The sequence below is a fragment of the Streptomyces sp. NPDC055025 genome (assembly GCF_053608565.1).
The window spans coordinates 13,128-32,649 of record NZ_JBSGVS010000014.1 but is presented as its reverse complement, the minus strand read 5'-3'; the positions used below and the strand labels follow the sequence as shown (position 1 = coordinate 32,649).

The 19,522-nt window shown below is 68.6% G+C and carries 18 protein-coding genes and 2 pseudogenes; 13 read left to right on the top strand and 7 right to left on the bottom strand.

Features of this window, described 5'->3' with window-relative positions; genetic code table 11:
* Positions 1 to 55: 55 nt before the first annotated feature.
* Positions 56 to 1,054 carry a type I glyceraldehyde-3-phosphate dehydrogenase gene (gene gap, locus ACWGDX_RS11315; protein WP_453624444.1) on the bottom strand — a complete coding sequence of 333 codons (999 nt, stop codon included), beginning with the start codon at positions 1,052 to 1,054 and terminating at the stop codon, positions 56 to 58.
* A gap of 324 nt (positions 1,055 to 1,378) precedes the next feature.
* Entirely contained in the window at positions 1,379 to 2,335 is a 957-nt protein-coding gene (locus tag ACWGDX_RS11310; protein WP_453624443.1) for a GlxA family transcriptional regulator, read from the bottom strand.
* Between the two features lie 742 nt (positions 2,336 to 3,077).
* Here ACWGDX_RS11310 and ACWGDX_RS11305 point away from each other — a divergent pair.
* The 3 genes from ACWGDX_RS11305 (at position 3,078) to ACWGDX_RS11295 (ending at position 5,457) form a co-directional block, all read left to right on the top strand.
* Positions 3,078 to 3,362: a hypothetical protein gene (locus tag ACWGDX_RS11305; protein ID WP_453624441.1), complete on the top strand. Its 285-nt coding sequence runs from the start codon at positions 3,078 to 3,080 to the stop codon at positions 3,360 to 3,362.
* A 190-nt stretch (positions 3,363 to 3,552) separates the two neighbouring features.
* The gene (locus ACWGDX_RS11300; RefSeq protein WP_453624439.1) at positions 3,553 to 4,041 is read left to right on the top strand and encodes a hypothetical protein; all 489 of its coding nucleotides are present in this window, start codon (positions 3,553 to 3,555) and stop codon (positions 4,039 to 4,041) included.
* A 213-nt stretch (positions 4,042 to 4,254) separates the two neighbouring features.
* Positions 4,255 to 5,457: a helix-turn-helix domain-containing protein gene (locus tag ACWGDX_RS11295; protein ID WP_453624437.1), complete on the top strand. Its 1,203-nt coding sequence runs from the start codon at positions 4,255 to 4,257 to the stop codon at positions 5,455 to 5,457.
* A 12-nt stretch (positions 5,458 to 5,469) separates the two neighbouring features.
* On the opposite strand, the pseudogene ACWGDX_RS11290 reads toward ACWGDX_RS11295, so the two are convergent.
* Positions 5,470 to 6,370: pseudogene (locus ACWGDX_RS11290) on the bottom strand (LysR substrate-binding domain-containing protein); the annotation flags it as partial.
* A gap of 107 nt (positions 6,371 to 6,477) precedes the next feature.
* On the opposite strand from ACWGDX_RS11290, the gene ACWGDX_RS11285 reads away from it, so the two are divergent.
* On the top strand, positions 6,478 to 6,711 hold the full coding sequence (locus ACWGDX_RS11285; RefSeq protein ID WP_453624435.1) for a hypothetical protein: 234 nt from the start codon (positions 6,478 to 6,480) through the stop codon (positions 6,709 to 6,711).
* Positions 6,712 to 7,007: 296 nt separating this feature from the next.
* A complete protein-coding gene (locus tag ACWGDX_RS11280; RefSeq protein WP_453622433.1) occupies positions 7,008 to 7,139 on the top strand; it encodes a hypothetical protein in 132 nt (43 codons plus the stop codon).
* A gap of 278 nt (positions 7,140 to 7,417) precedes the next feature.
* On the opposite strand, the pseudogene ACWGDX_RS11275 reads toward ACWGDX_RS11280, so the two are convergent.
* Positions 7,418 to 7,687, bottom strand: a pseudogene (locus ACWGDX_RS11275) (SAM-dependent methyltransferase); the annotation flags it as partial.
* Positions 7,688 to 8,128: 441 nt separating this feature from the next.
* Positions 8,129 to 9,046, bottom strand: coding sequence for a DUF6891 domain-containing protein (locus ACWGDX_RS11270; protein ID WP_453624433.1), 918 nt, complete (start codon positions 9,044 to 9,046; stop codon positions 8,129 to 8,131).
* A 165-nt stretch (positions 9,047 to 9,211) separates the two neighbouring features.
* Between ACWGDX_RS11270 and ACWGDX_RS11265 the strand changes: the two genes are divergently transcribed.
* The gene (locus tag ACWGDX_RS11265) at positions 9,212 to 9,952 is read left to right on the top strand and encodes a Type 1 glutamine amidotransferase-like domain-containing protein (RefSeq protein ID WP_453624431.1); all 741 of its coding nucleotides are present in this window, start codon (positions 9,212 to 9,214) and stop codon (positions 9,950 to 9,952) included.
* A 121-nt stretch (positions 9,953 to 10,073) separates the two neighbouring features.
* On the opposite strand, the gene ACWGDX_RS11260 is transcribed toward ACWGDX_RS11265, so the two are convergent.
* On the bottom strand, positions 10,074 to 10,991 hold the full coding sequence (locus tag ACWGDX_RS11260; protein WP_453624429.1) for an alpha/beta hydrolase: 918 nt from the start codon (positions 10,989 to 10,991) through the stop codon (positions 10,074 to 10,076).
* Positions 10,992 to 11,132: 141 nt separating this feature from the next.
* Here ACWGDX_RS11260 and ACWGDX_RS11255 point away from each other — a divergent pair, with 141 nt between their 5' ends.
* From ACWGDX_RS11255 to ACWGDX_RS11230, 6 genes are all read left to right on the top strand, one after another.
* Complete coding sequence (locus ACWGDX_RS11255; protein ID WP_453624427.1) at positions 11,133 to 11,999, top strand: helix-turn-helix domain-containing protein; 867 nt, start codon at positions 11,133 to 11,135, stop codon at positions 11,997 to 11,999.
* Between the two features lie 404 nt (positions 12,000 to 12,403).
* Complete coding sequence (locus tag ACWGDX_RS11250; protein WP_453624425.1) at positions 12,404 to 13,111, top strand: class I SAM-dependent methyltransferase; 708 nt, start codon at positions 12,404 to 12,406, stop codon at positions 13,109 to 13,111.
* Positions 13,112 to 13,388: 277 nt separating this feature from the next.
* A complete protein-coding gene (locus ACWGDX_RS11245) occupies positions 13,389 to 14,087 on the top strand; it encodes a type 1 glutamine amidotransferase domain-containing protein (RefSeq protein ID WP_453624423.1) in 699 nt (232 codons plus the stop codon).
* A gap of 374 nt (positions 14,088 to 14,461) precedes the next feature.
* On the top strand, positions 14,462 to 14,935 hold the full coding sequence (locus ACWGDX_RS11240; RefSeq protein ID WP_453624421.1) for a carboxymuconolactone decarboxylase family protein: 474 nt from the start codon (positions 14,462 to 14,464) through the stop codon (positions 14,933 to 14,935).
* 72 nt (positions 14,936 to 15,007) lie between these two features.
* Positions 15,008 to 15,931: an RNA polymerase sigma-70 factor gene (locus ACWGDX_RS11235; RefSeq protein WP_453624419.1), complete on the top strand. Its 924-nt coding sequence runs from the start codon at positions 15,008 to 15,010 to the stop codon at positions 15,929 to 15,931.
* 367 nt (positions 15,932 to 16,298) lie between these two features.
* Positions 16,299 to 16,781, top strand: a complete 483-nt coding sequence (locus ACWGDX_RS11230) for a hypothetical protein (RefSeq protein ID WP_453624417.1) — start codon at positions 16,299 to 16,301, stop codon at positions 16,779 to 16,781.
* 376 nt (positions 16,782 to 17,157) lie between these two features.
* Here ACWGDX_RS11230 and ACWGDX_RS11225 read toward each other — a convergent pair whose 3' ends face one another.
* Positions 17,158 to 17,679 (bottom strand): RICIN domain-containing protein, encoded by a 522-nt coding sequence (locus ACWGDX_RS11225; protein WP_383040295.1) that lies wholly within the window; start codon positions 17,677 to 17,679, stop codon positions 17,158 to 17,160.
* 171 nt (positions 17,680 to 17,850) lie between these two features.
* On the opposite strand from ACWGDX_RS11225, the gene ACWGDX_RS11220 reads away from it, so the two are divergent.
* Positions 17,851 to 19,512 (top strand): AfsR/SARP family transcriptional regulator, encoded by a 1,662-nt coding sequence (locus ACWGDX_RS11220; protein ID WP_453624415.1) that lies wholly within the window; start codon positions 17,851 to 17,853, stop codon positions 19,510 to 19,512.
* Positions 19,513 to 19,522 lie beyond the last annotated feature (10 nt).

The window sequence follows — 19,522 nt, the reverse complement described above, 5'->3', positions numbered from 1 at the left end:
GCAGCGCGGCCTCGCGGCCTCGCGGCCTCCGCAGGCGCGCCGCCCCGGTTCCCGGTCAGCTGGTGGCGAGGAGTTCGAGCGTATCGATCACGCGGTTCGAGAAGCCCCACTCGTTGTCGTACCAGGCGACCACCTTGATGTGACGGCCGTCGACGCGGGTGAGAGCCGAGTCGAAGATCGACGAGGCGGGATTGCCCGTGATGTCGGACGACACGAGCGGGTCGTCCGAGTATTCGAGTACGCCCGCGAGCGACCCCTGAGCCGCGTCGCGGTACGCCGCCAGCACCTCCTCGCGCGTCACGTCACGAGCGACGGTCGTATTGAGTTCGACGATCGATCCCACCGGAACCGGCACGCGGATCGAGTCGCCCGACAGCTTGCCGTCGAGGTTCGGCAGCACGAGGCCGATCGCCTTGGCGGCGCCTGTCGTGGTCGGCACGATGTTGACCGCGGCCGCGCGGGCACGGCGGGCGTCACGGTGCGGACCGTCCTGCAGGTTCTGCTCCTGCGTGTAGGCGTGCACCGTCGTCATGAAGCCGTGCTCGATGCCGGCAAGACCGTCGAGCACCGCGGCCAGCGGCGCGAGCGCGTTGGTCGTGCACGAGGCGTTCGAGACGATCGTGTGCGCGGCCGGGTCGTACGCGTCGGTGTTGACCCCGAACGCGAGTGTGACATCGGCGCCGTCCGCCGGCGCGCTGATGAGTACCCTGCCGGCGCCCGCGTCGATGTGGGCGCGGGCGGCCTTGGCCGACGTGAAGCGGCCGGTCGCCTCAAGCACGATGTCGACGCCGAGCTCGGCCCAGGGCAACTGCGCCGGTTCGCGCTCGGCGAGCACGGTGATGCGACGGCCGTCGACGACGAGGGCGTCGCCGTCGACAGTCACGGGGCGGCCGAGCCGGCCCGCCGTGGTGTCATAGGCGAGCAGCCGCGCGAGGGTGGCGGGCTCCGTGAGGTCGTTGACGGCGACGACCTCCAGGTCGCTGTCGCGTTCGAGCAGCGCGCGCAGCACATTGCGTCCGATACGGCCGAATCCGTTGATGGCGATGCGAGTCATGAGTGGTGTCCCTTCGTGTTCGCCGCCAGGTTCTCGCGCGGCTTCCGCCGGTGACAGCGGCGTGATCGCCAGGGTCCAAAAGAATCACGCCACAGGGCGGTGACGGGTTACTGCCCGTAGGGTCTTTCGTTTGGATCAGGCTGGATCGGGGAGCGCCCGCCGCGGCAGCGGCTGGTGTCCGCGGTGGTGCCGTGGATCGCGAGGCGGAGGGTCGGCGTCGTCGATGGACTGGACGTACTTGGACGACTCCGACAACACGGCGAGGTGCCGTCCCAGGCATTCCGAGCCCGCGAAGATCGGCCGGACAGGGCCTGGGTGAACGGGTCACTGTCCCTGGGTGAAGGTGCGCCGGTATTCGCTCGGCGTGGTGCCGAGAATGCGCTGGAAGTGCAGCCGCAGATTCGCACCGGTGCCGAGACCGACGTCGGCGGCGATCTGCTCGATGCCCCGTTGCGAACGTTCGAGCAGCTCACGGGCCACGTCGATGCGGGCTCGCATGACCCACTGCATCGGCGTGTACCCCGTGTCCTCGACGAAGCGCCGCGAGAACGTGCGCGGCGACACCGCCGCATGCCGGGCGAGCGCTTCAAGGGTGAGGGGCTCGCCGAGCCGGTGCAGCGCCCATTCCCGGGTGGCGGCGAACCGCTCGCCGAGCGTCTCGGGCACACTGCGCGGCACGTACTGTGCCTGACCGCCGCTGCGGTAGGGGGCGGCCACCAGGCGCCGCGCCGCGTGGTTCGACGCGGACACCCCCAGATCGCGGCGCAGGATGTGCAGGCACAGGTCGATGCCCGAGGCGGCGCCAGCCGACGTCAGCACGCTGCCCTCGTCGACGAACAGAACGTTGGCGTCGACCTGAACGAGTGGACGCTTCACCGCGAGTGCCCGCGTGTAGTGCCAGTGGGTCGTGGCGCGCTTGCCGTCGAGCAGGCCCGTGGCGGCGAGTGCGAAGGCGCCCGTCGAGATGGCGGCGAGCCGCGCGCCCCGGTGGTGGGCGGCGATCAGCGCGTCGACGACGGCCTGCGGCGGGTCGTCACGGTCCGGATGCCGGTAGCCGGGAACGAAGACGATGTCGGCCCACGCGAGTGCTTCGAGGCCGTGGGCGACGTAGTACGACAGGCCGTCGCCGCCGGCCACGAGACCCGGCGCCGCGCCGCACACCCGTACCTCGTACGGCATGCTCGCGCGGGTCGTGAACACCTGCGCGGGAATACCGACGTCGAGAGGCTTCGCACCTTCGAGCACGAGGACGGCGACGTGATGCAGGGGCGGGGCTGACACGGGGAAGAGGATACGTGGGAGTGCGGGGCCGGGGGCGCATCAGCCCAGTTCCCGGAGACGCGCGGGTCCGCCGGGAACTGCGCCGATATGGGCGCGGACATCGCCCGTTTTCCGCACGGCGTGGCCGCATGGCCGGGTTCCCACCGACGCGAGGACCGTCTGTCCTGGGACGAGTGGGCCATCAGGCCCGCGCGCGGAACATATTGATCTCCGGACCGCGGTGAGCCTCCACGGGGAGCGGCTCTCGCCGGCGATGCGCCGCAGGGTCGCCGGGCATCCCGATCCGGCGGTCCGTGACGCGTGGACCTCGGGGTACCGATCGGCATCGCCGACCTGGAGGAAGCCTACGGCCGGCCTCGGACAGGACTCGCCGGCGCACCGAGTCCGAGGCTGCGTGCCGCGGTCGCGCGAAGCTGGTACGACCGGCCTCTCGCCGTGCACGTGGGACTACTCGCCGACCCGGATCGCCAGGTCCGTGCAGCCGCCGCCGAGCACAGCCAACCAGGTGTCCCGCCCGAGTGGAGGGACCGTTGCCTTGCCGAGACCCGCAACCGACTGTACGCGCTCGCAGAAGCCGACGCGCGGACGGAAGCATCGATGCCGAGGTCGCTCTGAACTGGAACTTCGCCGAACCGGACTGGCTGCGCGATGTGCCCCTCAACGAGCAAATAACCTACCTGGACTGCCCGTACGCGACATTCCGGCGCGTACGGGCCTCCTGCTACGACCTTCCTGAAGAGGCATGGCATCGGCTGGACAACGACCGGGAACTCAAGGCCGCCGTGCTGTCGCCCGTCGGCCGGACGCACCACCGGAAGTCCTGGAACGGCTTGTCCGCGCCCACGGCGACGTGTTCCACATCCGACCGCTACTCGTCGACCACCCCAACTTCCCCCGTCACACACTGCGTACGTTCGTCGACGAACCGAGCCCGGACGCGGACCCCGAGGTCGCCGACGATGCCGCTGCCAACTCCACGCTCAGGCTCTCATCGCTGTATCGAATCCTCACCGCTGCCGGCTTGTGATCACTTTCCCCACCACTGGCCTTGAATTTCGATCAGTTCCACCTTCTTACGGGTACGACGCCGCCCGCGGCCGGTCGCTGCCGCGCCTGTCGGCCAGGAGACGGCCGGTTGCGTACTGTCCGTCCCTCAACACGCCTTCATATGCTCCTGGTCGGCCTGTCTTCCTGGCCTCGACCCCGGGGTGATTGCTATGGACAGCGAAACCGTTATCGCGACGTCAGCCGTAGTGATCGCTGTCGCTTCACTCGTCGTCTCAGTCCTCCAGGGCCGCGCGGCACGCCGGCACAACCGCAACTCCGTCCGTCCTCTCCTGGTACTGCAGCGCACCCTGGTGCCCGGCGCCGTGGCAGGGCTCAGGCTCACCAACTCCGGACTCGGCCCAGCCGTGGTGACCAGCACTGTCGTGATGGTCGACGGAGAGAAGATCGGCCCCTGGAGCAAAGCCAGCGCGGACCGGATCCGCACCGCCCTCGGCCTGTGGCCCACCGTCATGACCTTCCGCGAGCCGCAGTACCTGGCCACCGGATATGACGAGTACCTGCTGAGACTCTCCGACTACCGCAGAGACCATGTCGAATTCACCGAGCTGATCAGCCACCGGCTCTACCTAGAGATCCGCTACGAGTCGCTGTACGGCGGCGAGAGCTTCCGGGCAATCCTCACTCCTGGAGTGCTGTAGACGTAACAGGATCCCGACTTAGCCAGAACTCGTGACGGATCACTTGTGCCAACAGAACGGCCAGCCGATCCAATTCAATTTTTCGCCGATGTGACCGCCCTGTCGACCGACCGACGCGGGCGCGAGTGAAAGCGGCAAGAGATCCCGGCATGGTGGCTGAGAACGGCCGGACCACATATCGACCACCTCTCGAAATACCTAAGGGGGCGAATAATGATCAAGACAATATTCCGGAGTGAGGATCTGCCACCGGAGGAGCGCCTGGCCCGCTTCGATGATCTTCAAGTGAACAGCGTGCACCCCATGCAGGTGAGAAGTGATGACGCGGAAGGCTTCCGGGCCACCGCGCGGGCGCTGGACCTCGGGGCGGTGAATGTCGTGGAATTGACGTGCTCGCTGTCCGATGTGCGGCGGACACCGAAGTTGATCCGGAAGTCCGATCCGGAGTTGCCCTCGATCGTGTTCGCCCTGCGCGGGCAGCTCGGGGTATCCCAGGCCGGCCACGACACGGCGCTGGGGACCCACGATTTCGCTGTGTACGGCGGTTCGCAGCCCTTTCACATCCGGATAGCCCCCGGCCATGACACCACCACGCTGGTGCGCGCCCATGTGCCACGGCCACTCCTGGCGCTGCCGGCGGGCGGTGCCGACCGGCTGCTGGCGATGCGTCTGCCCGGGAGCGCGGGGATGGAGGCGCTGCTCACCCAGTTCCTCACCAGTCTGACCAGTCTGACCAGTCTGACCAGTCTGACCAGCGACTCCTACCGGTCGGCGGACATCACTCGGTTGAGTACCGTCGCCCTCGACCTGCTGACGGCGACACTCGCCCATCATCTCGATGCCGACACCCTCGTACCGGCCGACTCCCACCGGCACGTCCTGCTTCTGAGCATCCAGGCGTTCGTCCAGCAGCACCTGCCCGAACCGCGGCTGACCCCGGGGTTCATCGCAGCCGCACACCACATCTCCGTCAGCTATCTGCACCGCCTCTTCGAAGCGCATGACACCACGGTCTCGGTGTGGATCCGCCGCCAGCGACTGGAACGCTCTCTCCGCGACCTCACCGACCCGGCACAACGGGCCGTTCCCATCCACCGCATCACACCCCGCTGGGGATTCAACGACCACGCGGCCTTCACGCGTGCCTTCCGCGCCGCCTACGGCATTCCGCCCAAGGACTACCGGCACCGCGCCCTCGACACGACGCGTCATTCGAAGCCTGGCAGATCACAGGACCACGAGGATGGCGCTTCATTTCGTTGCCCGGCGGAGACCTCGCGGTCTGGTCCCGCTCTGAAACGAGTGAGAATCCGCAAGATAGGACTGCGAAGCGATGAGAACGGCGGCGCCTGGACATGCCGTGGTGGCTGTCGTGAGAGCACGGCCGGCGAGATTAACCACGTTCTGGGCGCCTGACCAACAGGTTGTGGCCCCAACCTCCCGCGCAGCGGCAAGGTAGGCGAGAACCAGCGTCCGTTTGTCGTCCTGGCAGGCGGCCACCGCCAGTTGGGACGGGGAAATATCCCGGACCGGCACGGCGATCACCTCGTCCCGGACGACCAGCGGGGCGTTGCCGGTGGCCAGCAGCGCCACCCCTTGGCCGCTGACGACCGCCTCGTGGGTCTCCTCGGCGCTGGCCGCCACCCCGCCGATCCGCGACTGTCGACCGTCCCGGGCGTCCAGGGCGAGCCAGTAGTCCCGCAGCGGGCCGGCCTCAGAGGGGGGCTAGGAAGGGCTCCTCCAGCAGGTCGGTGAAGTCCACCTTTCCCTCGGGGTCGGACGCGGCCCGCGCCGCCAAGGGGAGTCCGTCCGGGAGCGCGACCAGCCGGGGTTCCCGGGCTACCACCGCATACTGGTAACGGTCATCGTCCGGTAGCGGCAACCAGACGAAGGCTACGTCGCTGGATCCGTCCGCCAACCCGGCGCTGGGGTCCACCCAGTTGACCTGGCGCAGGACGGGTCGCGCGTCCGGATGCGGGGAGACGAGGCGGGTCCGCAGAGCAGGCAGCAGCCCGCGGCTCGGACTGGTGGACATGCCGATCACCAGAGTGCGCCGCTCGGCGGTCTTCGCCTCCTCCACCGCCGCCTCCGCGGCCTGCCAGGCGGCCACCACCGCGCAGGCATGCGGCAACAGGGCTTCCCCCACCGCGGTCAACCGCACCGTCCGCCGATCCCGTTCGAACAGGACTGCGCCGAGTTGCCTCTCCAGCATCCGTATCTGCTTGCTCAGCGCGGGCTGGGAGACGAACAGCCGCTCGGCGGCGCGGGTGAAGCTCAATTCCTCGGCGACCGAGGTGAAGTAGCGCAAATCACGCCCATGGACGTCCATAACTCATGGCTATCACGACGAGTCTTGGGCGCCGCCCTGGTGCCTGGCTAAGGATCGGGCCTGTCGACGGGGGAAGGCCCGAACGGCAGTTGACGAGGGAGATGAAGATGAGCGAGAACGCCAAGGTCTGGCTGGTCACCGGCGCGAGCAGCGGTTTCGGGCGGGCCATCGCGGAGGCCGCGGCGGCGATCCGGCTGGCTCTGGACGCCGAGAAGACCCCGCTCCGCCTTGCCTTCGGCGGCGACGCGGTCGACTTCCTGACCGCACACCTGGACTCCGTACGGGCCGAGCTCAACGAGTGGGAGGAGACCTCCCGGGGGACGGACTTCGACACGGAGTGACAGCCGGGCAAGGGAAGGAGGGACGACATCTGCGTCGTGCTCCGGCGAGGACAGGTGTCCCGGCCTGCCGCCTCTGGTCGGCCGTGGGCCCTCCCTCGGTTGGCAGCCCTTGCCCTTACACGCGAAGTCTGAGCCGGAACAGGTCTGCTGTCCTGGCACGGGGGCACCCGCATACCAACCGCCGGACGAGCCGGTCATGCTACGGCCCTCTCCGGTGCGGCAAGGACACAAAAGGCACGAAGGACACACGCGCCGACCGCGGTTCCGCCTCGGGCGACCGCGCTGAAGGAGACATCATGATGACCTCGCTCACCACGACCACGACCGTGGCCGCCGACGCCACCGCCGCACCCGCATGGTTACACGTGCTGGTCATGACGGCGGCAGTGCTGATCCTCGTCTACAGCCTCACCCGACACAGCAATTGACCCGCACCCGGAACCGCACGAAGTCCACACCGCACCCCACCTCGGAACGCGCGCCTTCCGGACCTGCCCCGGCCCGCCGCGCTCCGCTCCGCCCCGCCCCGGTCGGTGCTACGAGCCGGTTGCGGCCCGTCCAGTACGGCCCCGGCCCCGGCCCCGGCCCCGGCCAGCCTGCACGGCTCCCAGCTCCGGCCTCCGCTCTCGGTGTTCTGGCGTGGTCGTCCTTGCGGGCCATGTGGCAGCCCTCGACGGTGGCCTGGTCCTGAGGCTCGCGACGCCAGCACGAAGCCGACCCGGTCGGCCACGCCCACCTCCACGGCCCGCGCGGGCGGCGCCGATGAAGACGGTGCTGATGTCCACCCCGGTGCCGGTCACACCATGGTCGCGGGACCAGGTGCACAACAGCTCGCCCTACCGCAGGCGAGGCCGAGCACGCGGGTGCCCGGGGACGGGCTGATGGCCTGCCCCAGAATGGTCAGTTTCTCGCTGATGAACGGGTTGCAGAGGCGATGGCTGCTCTCGCGGATGGTGAAACTACGTGGCAGATCCACTACTGGGATCCCTTCGGTCCGTGGCGGTCACAACGGTTGGGGAAGGCGGTCGGCGAAACCTGGCCGCGATTACCTGGACCGTCATCAAATGCACCTCTTCGGACGCGTGAAGGTTTGAGCCGCTAGAAGGTACGGCCACTGAGATCCGGCTGTCCATCGCATTTCCCGTCCTGCCAGGACACGCCTCATGCGATACGGATCGCCGGAGGCTCGACGAGCTGACGGCGTTCGGAACGAGCCCCGCTGAAGTCGATCTCCAGGGTCTTTCTTTTGGATCAGGCTGGGTGAGGGAGCGCCCGCCGCGATAGCGGCTGGTGTCCGCGTGGTGCCGTGGATCGCGAGGCGGAGGAGGGAGCCCACGCGGAGCGTGGGCGACCGATGACAACGCGGCGAGGCGCGCTGCCAGGGCACGCGAGCCCAGCAAGATCCAAACGAGAGGCCCTAGCCGACCAGGCGGCGGTGCCACTTCAGGGGGGTGACGGTGATGGCACGGCCGGGGTCACCGTCCCAGTCGGCATGGAGGCCGGCTGCATCCAGGGCGGCCACGACCTCGTGGCCGACGGCTGCGGTCGTCTCGGACGAGCCGTCGAAGCCGCCGTACAGGAGTATCAGTCCATGGCCAGCCGCAGCGGAGTCCGTGCACTGGGAGTGGAAATAAACGAAGCCACGGGCGTCGGGCCCGCCTTCGCCGCCGATCTCGGACTGGCCGCAGCCGCGGCAACAGGTGAAGTTCTCACGGGCGGTGATACCGGCCTCCCGCAGGACGGTGAACGCGCGGGTGAGCCGCTCAGGGTCGGTCTCGCCCTGCCAATCGGCCTGCTCCGCGACGCGCTCCAGCCACATCCGGTCGGCCAGCGCCTCCGCCTGCTCGCGCGACACGGGCCGGCGGTCCGCGGTGACCAGATACTCCTCGGTGAGCTCCGCCAGTTCGGCGCGGTCGGCGTACCCACCGACCAGCACCTCACGAACACGCTTCCCCAACTCCTCGCGCTCGCCTTCGTCCAGGTCGAGCGGCGGCACCTCGCGGCTGGGTCCCATGTCCAGCGGCGACCAGGCCGGTCCGGTGTCCCACCCGGACTCCTCGCGGGCCCAGCCGGTCATCGCCGCGATCACCGCCTCGGAACCGTTGGCCATCACCCGGAAGTGCCGGTCGGCGGCGCCGTCGCGGTGTTCCAGCGTGTAGTCCCCGCCTGTCCTGTGCCGGACCTGGGCGAAGGCGTCGGGCAGATCGGGTATCCGGTGGACCACCAGGAACTGATCACCGTCACCGCCGATTCGCCGGACCAACCCGGCCAGTTCCTCGGCGGACACGCGAACGTGCCGCTCCCCGTTCTCCGTCTTCACCACGATTTCGAGCATTCGCCGACTCTGACACACCCCTCTGACAACGGATCTCCGGGAACCCGCGACCGACCCGCCGGGCGGCCCGTCCTGCCTGGCGCCGGAGATTGAACGACAAGTGCAGAACGTGTTTCTGAACTTAGACAGCGAAGCGCCACCATATCTGGCGTTATGATCATGATCATGACGACATCGGAACCAACCATCGTCGCCACCTCCGGCGGACTCCGCGTCGGAGAGCGCACCAGTGTCCTGTTCGATGCCCTGGCGCATCACGCTGTCGACCTCTCAGGCGTGCACGGCCGGCGGCCGCGTGTCATGTACGTCGGCACCGCGATCGGAGACGCCGAGCACTTCACCGCCCGGATCACGGAAGCCGCGCGGATAGCAGGATTCGAGCTGACACCGCTGCACCTGTTCCCCATGCCGAACGTGGAGGACATCGAGGAGACGGTGCTCGCGCAGGATGTCGTCTGGGTCATGGGCGGCTCGGTGGCCAATCTGCTGGCGGTATGGCGGGTCCACCACCTGGACCACATACTGCGCCGCGCCTGGCAGGCCGGCGTCGTACTGAGCGGTGTCAGCGCGGGATCCATCTGCTGGTTCGAAGGAGGCACGACCGACTCCTTCGGGCCGGAACTGCGTCCGGTCACGAACGCTCTCGGGTTCCTGCCCTACGGCAACGGCGTGCATTACGACGTGGATGAAGGCCGGCGGCCGTTGATCCACCGCCTTGTCGCGGACGGCACCTTGCCGACAGCTCATTGCACCGACGACGGAGTCGGCCTGGTCTACCGTGGGACGGAACTGGTGGAGGCGGTGACAGAGGCTCCGGGCAAGGGCGCCTATCTGGTCGGACGCGAAGGCGACAGAGCCGTGGAGGATCGCGTCGAGCCCCGCAGGCTGCCCGCGGTCTCACGCTGAGACCGCGGTAAATCGATCTCATGCCAAAACCGCCGTAAAGCCGTAAAGCCGTAAAGCCGTAAAGCCGTAAAACGGTCGGACCGCAACGCCGATCGCAGTCCCACGATCGCCCGGACAGGGCCTACGCGGTCCCGGACAGATGGCCTCTGAAGAAATCGGTCAGCTTCGCGACCGCCGGCGTGACGTACTCGGCCTTGTCGTAGAGGTCGGTGTGCACGGCGCCCTCGATCCAGTGGAATTCCTTCGGGCCGAGTGCCTTCTGGAACGCGTCCACACTCATCCAGGAGGTCACCGCATCACGGCCGACGATCATGAGCAGCGGGCGCGGCGCGATCAGGCCGACGGAGCGGAAGGCGTCGAAGGCGCTGATGCGGTCGACGCTGCTCCAGGTCAACGACTTCGCCGAGCGGGGGTGCCCGGCACGCAGGGTGCAGTAGTACTCCCAGCCTTCGTAGACATGCGGTCCGCCCGCGCGCGCCTCCTCCTCGGTGTCGGGGAAGATCTTGAAGGTCTGGACGCCCTCGCCGCGGGCTTCGGCGGTCCGCGCCGCAGCGGCGGCGTCGAGCATGCCCTCGATGACGGCGGGGCTCTGGGTGCCGTCGGCGCCGAACCGGAACTGGCGGGAGATGTCGACGGCGCTGACCGTGCCGAGGGCCTTGATGCGGTGTTCGGTCGCGGTGGCGGCGAGACCGTACCCACCGGAGGCGCAGATACCGAGCATCCCGATGCGGTCGGGATCGACCTCGTCCCGGGTGGTGAGGAACGAGACCGCGGCCCTGATGTCCTCGACCCGCCGGGCCGGGTCCTCCAGGCCGCGCGGTTCGCCTTCGCTCCCGCCCTGGTGGGCGGCGTCGAACGCGAGGGTGACGAAGCCCTGCTCGGCCAGGCGCCGCGCGTACAGACCCGCGGCCTGCTCCTTGACACCGCTGCCCGGGTGGCCGACGACGAGAGCCGCGCGCGGGCCGGTGGCGTCCTCGGGGGTGTAGAGATGTCCGGCGATCTTCAGGCCGTCGCTGAGGAAGGTGACGTCTGTCCGCATGTGTGGTGCTCTCCAGTCCTTACGAAGTGGTTGTCCGACGGCTTCCACCGTCGCGCCCGCCCGGTGCGGGGTACCAGGGAGAGACCTGCCTATGCAGGCCGGTACCAGGCAGGCTGCCGCGATCTCCGGGAGACTGGCGCCGTGGCTACCGAGGACAACGAACTGGGCGCATTCCTGCGCGCCCGCCGCGCCGCGCTGGACCCGCGTGAGGCGGGCATGGCCGACGACGGCAGACCGCGCCGTGTCCCCGGCCTGCGCCGGGAGGAGCTGGCCCAGCTCGCGCATGTGAGCGTCGACTACATCGTCCGGCTGGAACAGGGGCGCACCCGCCGGGTCTCCCGCTCGGTCCTCGACGCGCTCGCCGAGGCGCTACAGCTCGCCCCGGACGAATGCGACTACCTCTTCACCGTGGCCGACGTCGCCCCCGCGGCTCCCGTCCGGCATGCCGACCGGCCCGAGGTGGCGCCGCGACTGCGGCAGCTGCTGGACACGATGCCCGACATCCCCGCGATGGTCCTCAACCGCCGTATGGACGTCATGGCCTGGAATCGCGGCGCGGCGGCCCTGCTGACCGACTTCGGGGTGCTGCCCCCTGCCGAGCGCAACCTGATCCGGCTGACCTTCCTCGACAGCACGTTCCGATCCCTCTACGCGGACTGGCCTCGCGCCGCCCGCGACTGCGTCGCGGTCCTCCGTATGGAAGCAGGCCGCAACCCCCACGACCCCGCCCTGAGCGCGCTGGTCGGCGAGCTGAGTGTCCGCGACCAGGACTTCCGTACCTGGTGGGCCAGCCACCAGGTACGCGGCCCACAACAGCTCGCCAAGACGTACCACCACCCGGTGGCGGGCACCCTCGACCTGAACGTCCAGCAGTTCTCCGTCGACTCCCAGCCCGACCAGCAGTTGGTCGCCTTCACCGCGGAACCCGGCACCAGCTCCCAGGAAGCACTGCGCTTCCTCCTTCAGTGGTCCACGGGTTCCGTCGCCGATACCGAAAGGCGTGTTTGAGCTGCTCGTCGCGGCCATGCCGCTGATACGCCGCCGCGCCGAGCATGCCGGACACGAGGCCCCGCCGCGCGGGGTGCTCGGCGGTCTGGCAATCACGGGCACCGCCACCGTCGCCGTTGGTCCCGCCATCGGCGGACTGCTGATCGGCCGGCCGGGCCGGATGCCCAGGCGCCCCGAGGCGGGGACAAGGTGGGACTGGGGACAAGGTGGACCGGGACAAGGTGGACCGGGGACAAGGTGGGACCCGCCGTCAGCGTCGTCCCCCGCGCGGACCAGTGGTTGCCGGGCCGGTCAACCCGCTGGCTCGTTATTGACTACAGGGCGTGCTGAGATGATTCCACCATGTAGTGTCCCGGCGGATGCGGTGACCGTCATCCCTCAGCGGCGGAACAGGAGTTGGCGCGATGACCCAGGAACCAGCGGCCGTACCGGTACCGGGCGTCAAGGTCGATGGCTCGGAGGAGGCGGCCCGTCCCTTCGACACTCTCGGCCTGACGTACGAGGAAACGTACGCGGGCCTGCCCGAACAGCTCGCGGCGATCGACTGGCTGCTGGCCCAACTGCCCCCAGCGGCGAGGGTGCTGGACATCGGCTCGGGCACCGGACGGCCGACCGCGGAGCGGATCGCAGCGGCCGGCCACCACGTCTCGGGATACGACGTCTCGCAGACCATGGTGGGCCTGGCCCGCGCCCAGGTGCCCGCCGCCCGCTTCGAACTGGCTGACGTACGCGCCCTGCCCGACACCCCGGGGGCCTGGGACGCGGTCACCGCGTTCTTCTCGCTGTTGCAGATGCCACGCGCCGATCTCGACATCACCCTCGCCCGGATCGCGAACTGGCTGGCTCCCGGGGGTCTGTTCGTCCTCGCCGCCGTTCCCCTGGACGTGGACGACACCGAGATCGAGTGGATGGGACAGACCATCCGCGCCACCAGCTATCCCGCGGAGGTCTATCCCGAACTGCTGCGCACGGCCGGGCTGGAGGTCGTCCACAACCAGCTCAGTGTCTTCCATCCCGACTTCCCCGGCATGGGGGCGGAAGAGCATCTGTTCCTGTACGCCCGCAGGCCCGGAGGTCCTGCCGCGCCCGCGCACACCCCGGCCGGTCCCTGACCGCCGACCACCGTCGCCCGCCACTTCCCGATCCCCGCCGTTGCCGCCGGCGCCGGACCTTGGGCGAATTATCCTCGCGGGAAAGTGGGGCGTATCGTTGTCCTGTGGCGCTTACGCCCCCGCTTCGGAGTTCGTTCTTATCCGGATTCGGAGTTCCTTTTTGGGCGTGCGGTGCCCGGCCGCGCCAGTGCCACCCGTATACAGACTGCCAGCGCTGAGCTGCGGTGCGGTGGTCGCCGGACCGATGGTCGCCGGGCCAGACCGGGAGGCGATTTCGATGGCGAAGATCCTTTTTGTTGTCACCGGGGCGAGTTACTGGACGTTCAAGGACGGCCACAGGCACCCCACAGGCTTCTGGGCCGAAGAGTTCGTGGCCCCGTACACAGCGTTCACGGAAGCCGGTTACGAGGTCACGGTGGCGACGCCCGGTGGCGTGGTACCGCGGGTCGACACCATGAGCCTGTGGCCTGAGATGGCCGGCGGCGCGGAGATCGCCCGCCAGGAGGAGACGGTGATCGAGCGCGCCGACGAACTGAGGTTCCCGATCCCCTTGCAGGACATCCGCGTGGAGGACTACGACGCCGTCTACTACCCGGGCGGCCACGGTCCGATGGAGGACCTGGCCTTCGACAAGGACTCGGCCCGGATCCTGACGGAGGCCCTCGCCTCTGGCAAGCCTCTGGGAGTGGTCTGCCACGCGCCGGCCGCGCTGCTGGCCACCAGGCGCGCCGACGGTACATCGCCGTTCGACGGGTATCGGGTCACCGGCTTCACCAATGACGAGGAAGACGCCGTGGGTTTCCTGTCCAAGGCCAAGTGGACCATGGAGGACGAGGTCAGGAAGCTCTCCGTGGACTTCTCACGCGGCCCGGTCTGGGAGCCGTACACCGTGGTCGACCGCAACCTGCACACCGGCCAGAACCCGGCCTCGGCCGGACCGGCCTCCCGGGAAATCCTCAAAGTCCTCGGCCGGTGAGCTGAGGGAACGGCCTGGACCGGTCGGCCCACTTCTGGCGGGCCCTGAACGCCTGGCACGAGACCTCGACGCGTTGCCGGGCTGTCGGGTCGTCGGGGTGTCGGGTCGTCGGGGCGCCGAGATCGCCCGATTACCCGAAGCGGATCCCCTGCTGCTGCTCACTGACGTACCGCGCTCCGACGGCGGGTGCTCCGGCAGAGGCGGGTGCTCCGGCAGAGGCGGGTGCTCCGGCAGAGGCGGGTGCTCCGGCGAAAGGCGGGCGGCGGGCGGCGGGGAGACCCAGGTCACATTCGTCCATGTCACAGGTGGGCGGGCTTCCCCGTCTCAGGGGGTGTAGCCACCGACGACCACCGGCGACCACTGAGGAGCACACCATGGACGCGCGACTGAACTACTTCGGCAACCCGACCGCCGGCAAGACCCTCAAGTACATGATGTCGGCAGGCAAGGCGATCAAGGAATCGCCGCTGCCGGCCGCGACTCGGGAACTGGTGGCGCTGCGTGTGAGCCAGATCAACGGCTGCGCGGTCTGCGTCGACATGCACACCAAGGAAGCCTCCGCCGCCGGCGAGACCTCGGTGCGGCTGAACCTGGTGGCGGCGTGGCGGGAGGCCACGGTCTTCACCGAGGCCGAGCGTGCCGCGCTGGAGCTGGCGGAGCAGGGGACCCGGATCGCGGACGCGGCGGGCGGGGTCACTGACGAGGTGTGGGCGTCCGCCGCCAAGCACTACGACGAGGAGCAGGTCACCGCGCTGGTGATCCTGGTCTCCTTCATGAACACGGTGAACCGACTGAACGTCATCACCCAGCAGCCGGCGGGCGACTACGAACCCGGGCAGTTCCACTGAACGTCACGGGCACGGACACGGGCACGAGTATGAGTATGAGTATGAGTACGGACACGGGTGAGGGATGTCGGCGTGAGCAAGGTCGAGGACTTCGAGGAGCTGCGGCCGCTGCTGTTCTCGATCGCCTACCGGATTCTGGGCAGTGTGAGTGAGGCCGAGGACGCGGTGCAGGAGACGTGGCTGCGCTTTGACGGCTCGACGACCCGGCCCACGTCGACCAAGGCTTTCCTGTCGGCCGCGGTGACACGGATCTCGATCGATGTGCTGCGTTCTGCGCGGGTGCGGCGGGAGAAGTATGTCGGACCGTGGCTTCCCGAGCCGCTGCTGAGCGATCCGTATCAGGATCCGGCGCGGTCGGTGGAGCTGGCCGACTCGGTGTCGATGGCCGCGCTCCTGCTGCTGGAGCGGCTCAGCCCCCTGGAGCGGGCGGTCTTCTTGCTGAGGGAAGTGTTCGCCTTCGGATTCGACGAGGTCGCCGCGGCGGTGGGGCGTTCGGAGGCGGCGTGCCGGCAGCTGCTGGTGCGGGCGCGGCGGCATATGGAGGCCGGGCGGCCTCGGTTCGCGGCGGACCCCGAGGAACGGCGGGAGCTGGCGACGCGGTTCTTCGACGCGCTGAAGAACGGCGATGTGGGCGGGCTGCGGAATCTGCTCGCCGCCGACGTGCGGTTGGTCGGGGACGGCGGCGGCAAGGCCCCGCAGCTGGCCAAGGCCGTCATGGGTGCGGAGAACGTGGCCCGGGTGCTGGGTGCGGTCTTCCCCTGGCTGATCCGGATCGACGTGACGTTCGAGCCGCACGAGGTCAACGGCCAGTCCGGCGCGATCTTCCGCGACAGGGAGGGCAGGGTCCTGTACATCCTGGTCCTGGAGGTGCTCGACGGGCGGATTCAGACCATCCGCGGGGTGATCAACCCTGACAAGCTCGGCCATCTCGGGCCGGTGGCCGACGCCTGGGCCGTCGACCGCGAGGTGAAGCGGGCCCGTCGGCGGATGAACTGACCTCGACTGTGGTGCAGGCCGGCTCGAACCCGCTGACCGAACCCCGCTGACCGAACCCCGCTGACCGAACCCCGCTCGCCGTAACACGCTGAGCACGGAACTCGCCTTCGCGAGCGGGCTCGCCCTGTGAGGCAGGCACGGGGTCGCTGTCGCCTGGTAGCGTCGCTCTCTTCGGCCGGGACAGCCTGCTGGAGTCTTGACGGGATGCACAGTGACTTCTCCAGATGGCGAGGCCCTTGCCGCTGCGGTGGCAAGGATCGCGAAGACCTTCGGTGGCATGAAGGCCCAAGCGGACGAAACGGGCTGTGGCCGGTGCTTCGATGAAGGTGAAGTCGAGTTGCTGCGGGCGCCTGACGTTCCCCTCCCGGTGGACCTTGTCCGCCGGATCGCGAAGAAAGATCCTTTCCACTGGACCGACCGGCCCGCGATCATCCGGCGGATCCTGCCACAACTCGTCGTGGAACTCGCTGAAGGTGCGAGCGAGTCGGACCTCATGGCTCGCGGTCTTGCCGCGGCAGGCTGGTCGCAGTGGCCCCGCGAGCAGGCCCGGTCCGTCGCCGGTTTCCTTGAGGCGTGGTGGACGCGGACCCTGCGGGAGCAGTCTCCGCCGACTTCGGCGTGCGAGGTTTTCGAGTGCTGTGTGACTGCGAGTTCCTCGGTCACCTCGTGGCTCGCCCGCTGGGAGGCGGAGATGAGCCCGATCGCTCGTCAGCACCTCGACGAGAGCCTCAGCCGTTGGCGGGAGGAACTGATGTCCGAGATCTCGCCCTTCACCTGGTGGTGGGGCACCGAGGCGGAGGAGCGGGCCGCCTGGCACGAGCTGAAGGTCTGGCTGGCCGGTCAGCGGTGATACCGGGCGATCCGCGGCCGGACAGGCAGCCGAAAAGGGGCGGGACCCCACCAGGTGAAGGTCTCCCAGCGCCTCCCGTCGGCCCTCCGCCGCCCTCCGCAGAGCGCGGCGGAGCTCACCGTCACCGACGCCACCACCCGTCAGGCAACCGTGCCGCTCATATCGAGCAGGCCGAGCGCGATTGAATCGGCACGGGTGTGTCAACGCCCCGCGGTGGGGTTGATCCGGATCGGGCTGAGGACGGCCGGGGTCGTGCTGCCGGCATCTTTGACGAAGAGCCAGAACGGTTTGCTGGCGGTCGGTATCACGGTTCGGTGCTTCCCCTGGTCGCGGGCGGTGGGTTCATGGGCGGCATGCCGTCCCACCCGGCCGAGGGTCAGCTGTACTGCCAGGTTTGTACCGCGAGGTCATTGCAGTCCCATTGCTGAAGGGCCGCGCCCGCACCGCCCCAGTTCTTGACGTCCACACAGAGACCGTTCTTGAGGTTTCTGATGGTCAAGGAGCTGGTGCCGGCTCTGTACAGTGCCCACTGCTGCATGTCGCCGCTCCAGCAGGTCCACTGCTGCAGTTCGACGCCCGGGGTCGTGCTGCCCCCTGGGACATCGAGACACTTGCCGCTGTTCATGTTGACGAACGCGTAGTAGTTCACGCCGTTGATGGTGCTGATCACGTCCAGGCGCCACTTCTCCGCCGGGCCGCCGTAGCAGTCCCATTGCTGAATGCGGGCACCGTCGGCCTTTGAGCCATTGGCCACATCCATGCACAGATGGCTGTAATCATTCTTGAACTGATAGGGGCCGTACGAGACGGCGGGCGCCGCCTGCGCCGGCGTCGTGGCCAGCGCCATTCCCATGGCCACGGCGGCCACTGACACCGACGCGATGCTACGAATGCGCATTGTTTCCTCCCTCAGTCTGACTCCTGCCGGACCAGTCGCTCCGGCGGTCTCCACCATGACGTCGCGCCCTGCTCACGAACCTTGCGGCGACCTTGCGGATCGGCCAGCATCGAGACTCGGACCGCCTTTCACCCGCAATCGATCACTTGGGGGGAACACGTGGAATTCCGGATGTTCGGCGAGATGGAGGTACGGTCGGCAGGTCAGTCGCTCGACGTGGGGACGCCACGGCAGCAAACGGTGTTGGCTGCCCTGATCGTCGACGCACGACGACCGGTCGCGATCGAGACACTCGTCAACCGGGTCTGGGATCACACCCCGCCCGCCAATCCCCGGGCCGTGCTGTATTCGCATCTGAGCCGGATCCGGCGGCTGTTGGCACAGGCCGCCCCTCTCGCCGACGGGACAACGGCGCGGATCGAACGTCGGCACGCCGGCTATGTGCTGGACGCCGACCCGGATCTGACAGATTTACACCGATTCCGGCGATTAGCCGAACAAGGCGGTGACCGACGGCGCGGCGACGATGTTCGGGCCGCCGCGCTCGCCGAGGCGTTGCGCCTGTGGCGGGGATCGCCCCTCGCCGGCCTTCCCGGAGAATGGGCCGCGCAGGTCCGGGACAGCTGGCACCAGCGCCGGTTGGACGCGGTGGTGCAGTGGGCACAGATCGAGCTTCGACTCGGCCATCCCGCCTTGGTGATCGCCACGTTGCCCGATCTTGCCGCCGAGTATCCGCTGGTCGAGCCCTTCGAAACCCTGCTCATGCGAGCGCTGCACGCGACCGGGCGGGATGCGGAAGCCCTCGATCGCTACTCCGCCGTCCGGCAACGGCTGGCCGACAAGCTGGGTACCGACCCCGGTCCCGAGTTACGGGCCCTGCATCAGGCCGTCCTGCACGGCGAACTGCCGCCCGCACCAAGGGATCGCGTCACCACGGTAAGGACCGTCACTCCGCCGGCCCCGCACCCGCAACCCGCGGCCTCGCCCTCCGCAACAGCCCCGCACTGGCCCGAACTCGCTCCCGCGGACGGCGACGAGTCACCCACCATGCCGTCCGAAAACGGCCCCCTGGCGCCGGATCACGGCGCCGCCCTCGAACCCGTCGAACCCGGCTCCACCGAAGAGCCGCAGCCGCCCAAGACGTCGTCCGGGCGCGTCGATGCGGTCGGGACGGACACACCCGCGACCGGCACGCCCGCGACCGGCACACCGCCCAGACGGATACGGTTAAGGCTGACACCCCGGCGCACCATGCTGGCCGCTCTGACCGCGGTCGTCCTGCCCGCAGCGATCGGGTCGGTGCGCGTCTTCCAGCGTGACGAGGGCAATGAATTATCCTCCGTCACGCCCTCGATCCCGCCCTCGGTCGAACGCGCCCAAGCGCTCTTCGCCACCGCCCAGAAGTTGGACCGGAGTGGAAGAGCAAAAGAAGCACAGGCGGCAATCGTCGACGCGGTGCGGCTCTACGACGAACTCATCAAGTTGAACCCGGACCGGAACGCGCCGCCACTCGCCCCCGCTGTCATCCGGGCGCTGGGCAGAGCCGGCGTGGACTTCAGCGTCTCAGAGGCCGTATTGCGTACCTGGCTCGTCAATCCGGTCTATACGCCCTACCCGGCGATTTCTCAGATGCTCCTGCTTCGGGGATGGCAACTCAAAGCGCCGGTCTACCTCGATGTCATCGTCTCGAACTATGAGAGCACGCCCGGAATCACGTCTCCACGTAACGTCGCGGATGTACGACCTGATGTTCTGAAGGCGGCCACTCTGGAGGGCTCGAACACGCGCTATGGGACACAGGTGAGAGATCTCGACCAACTCCTTGAGCCCTAATACCGTGTCC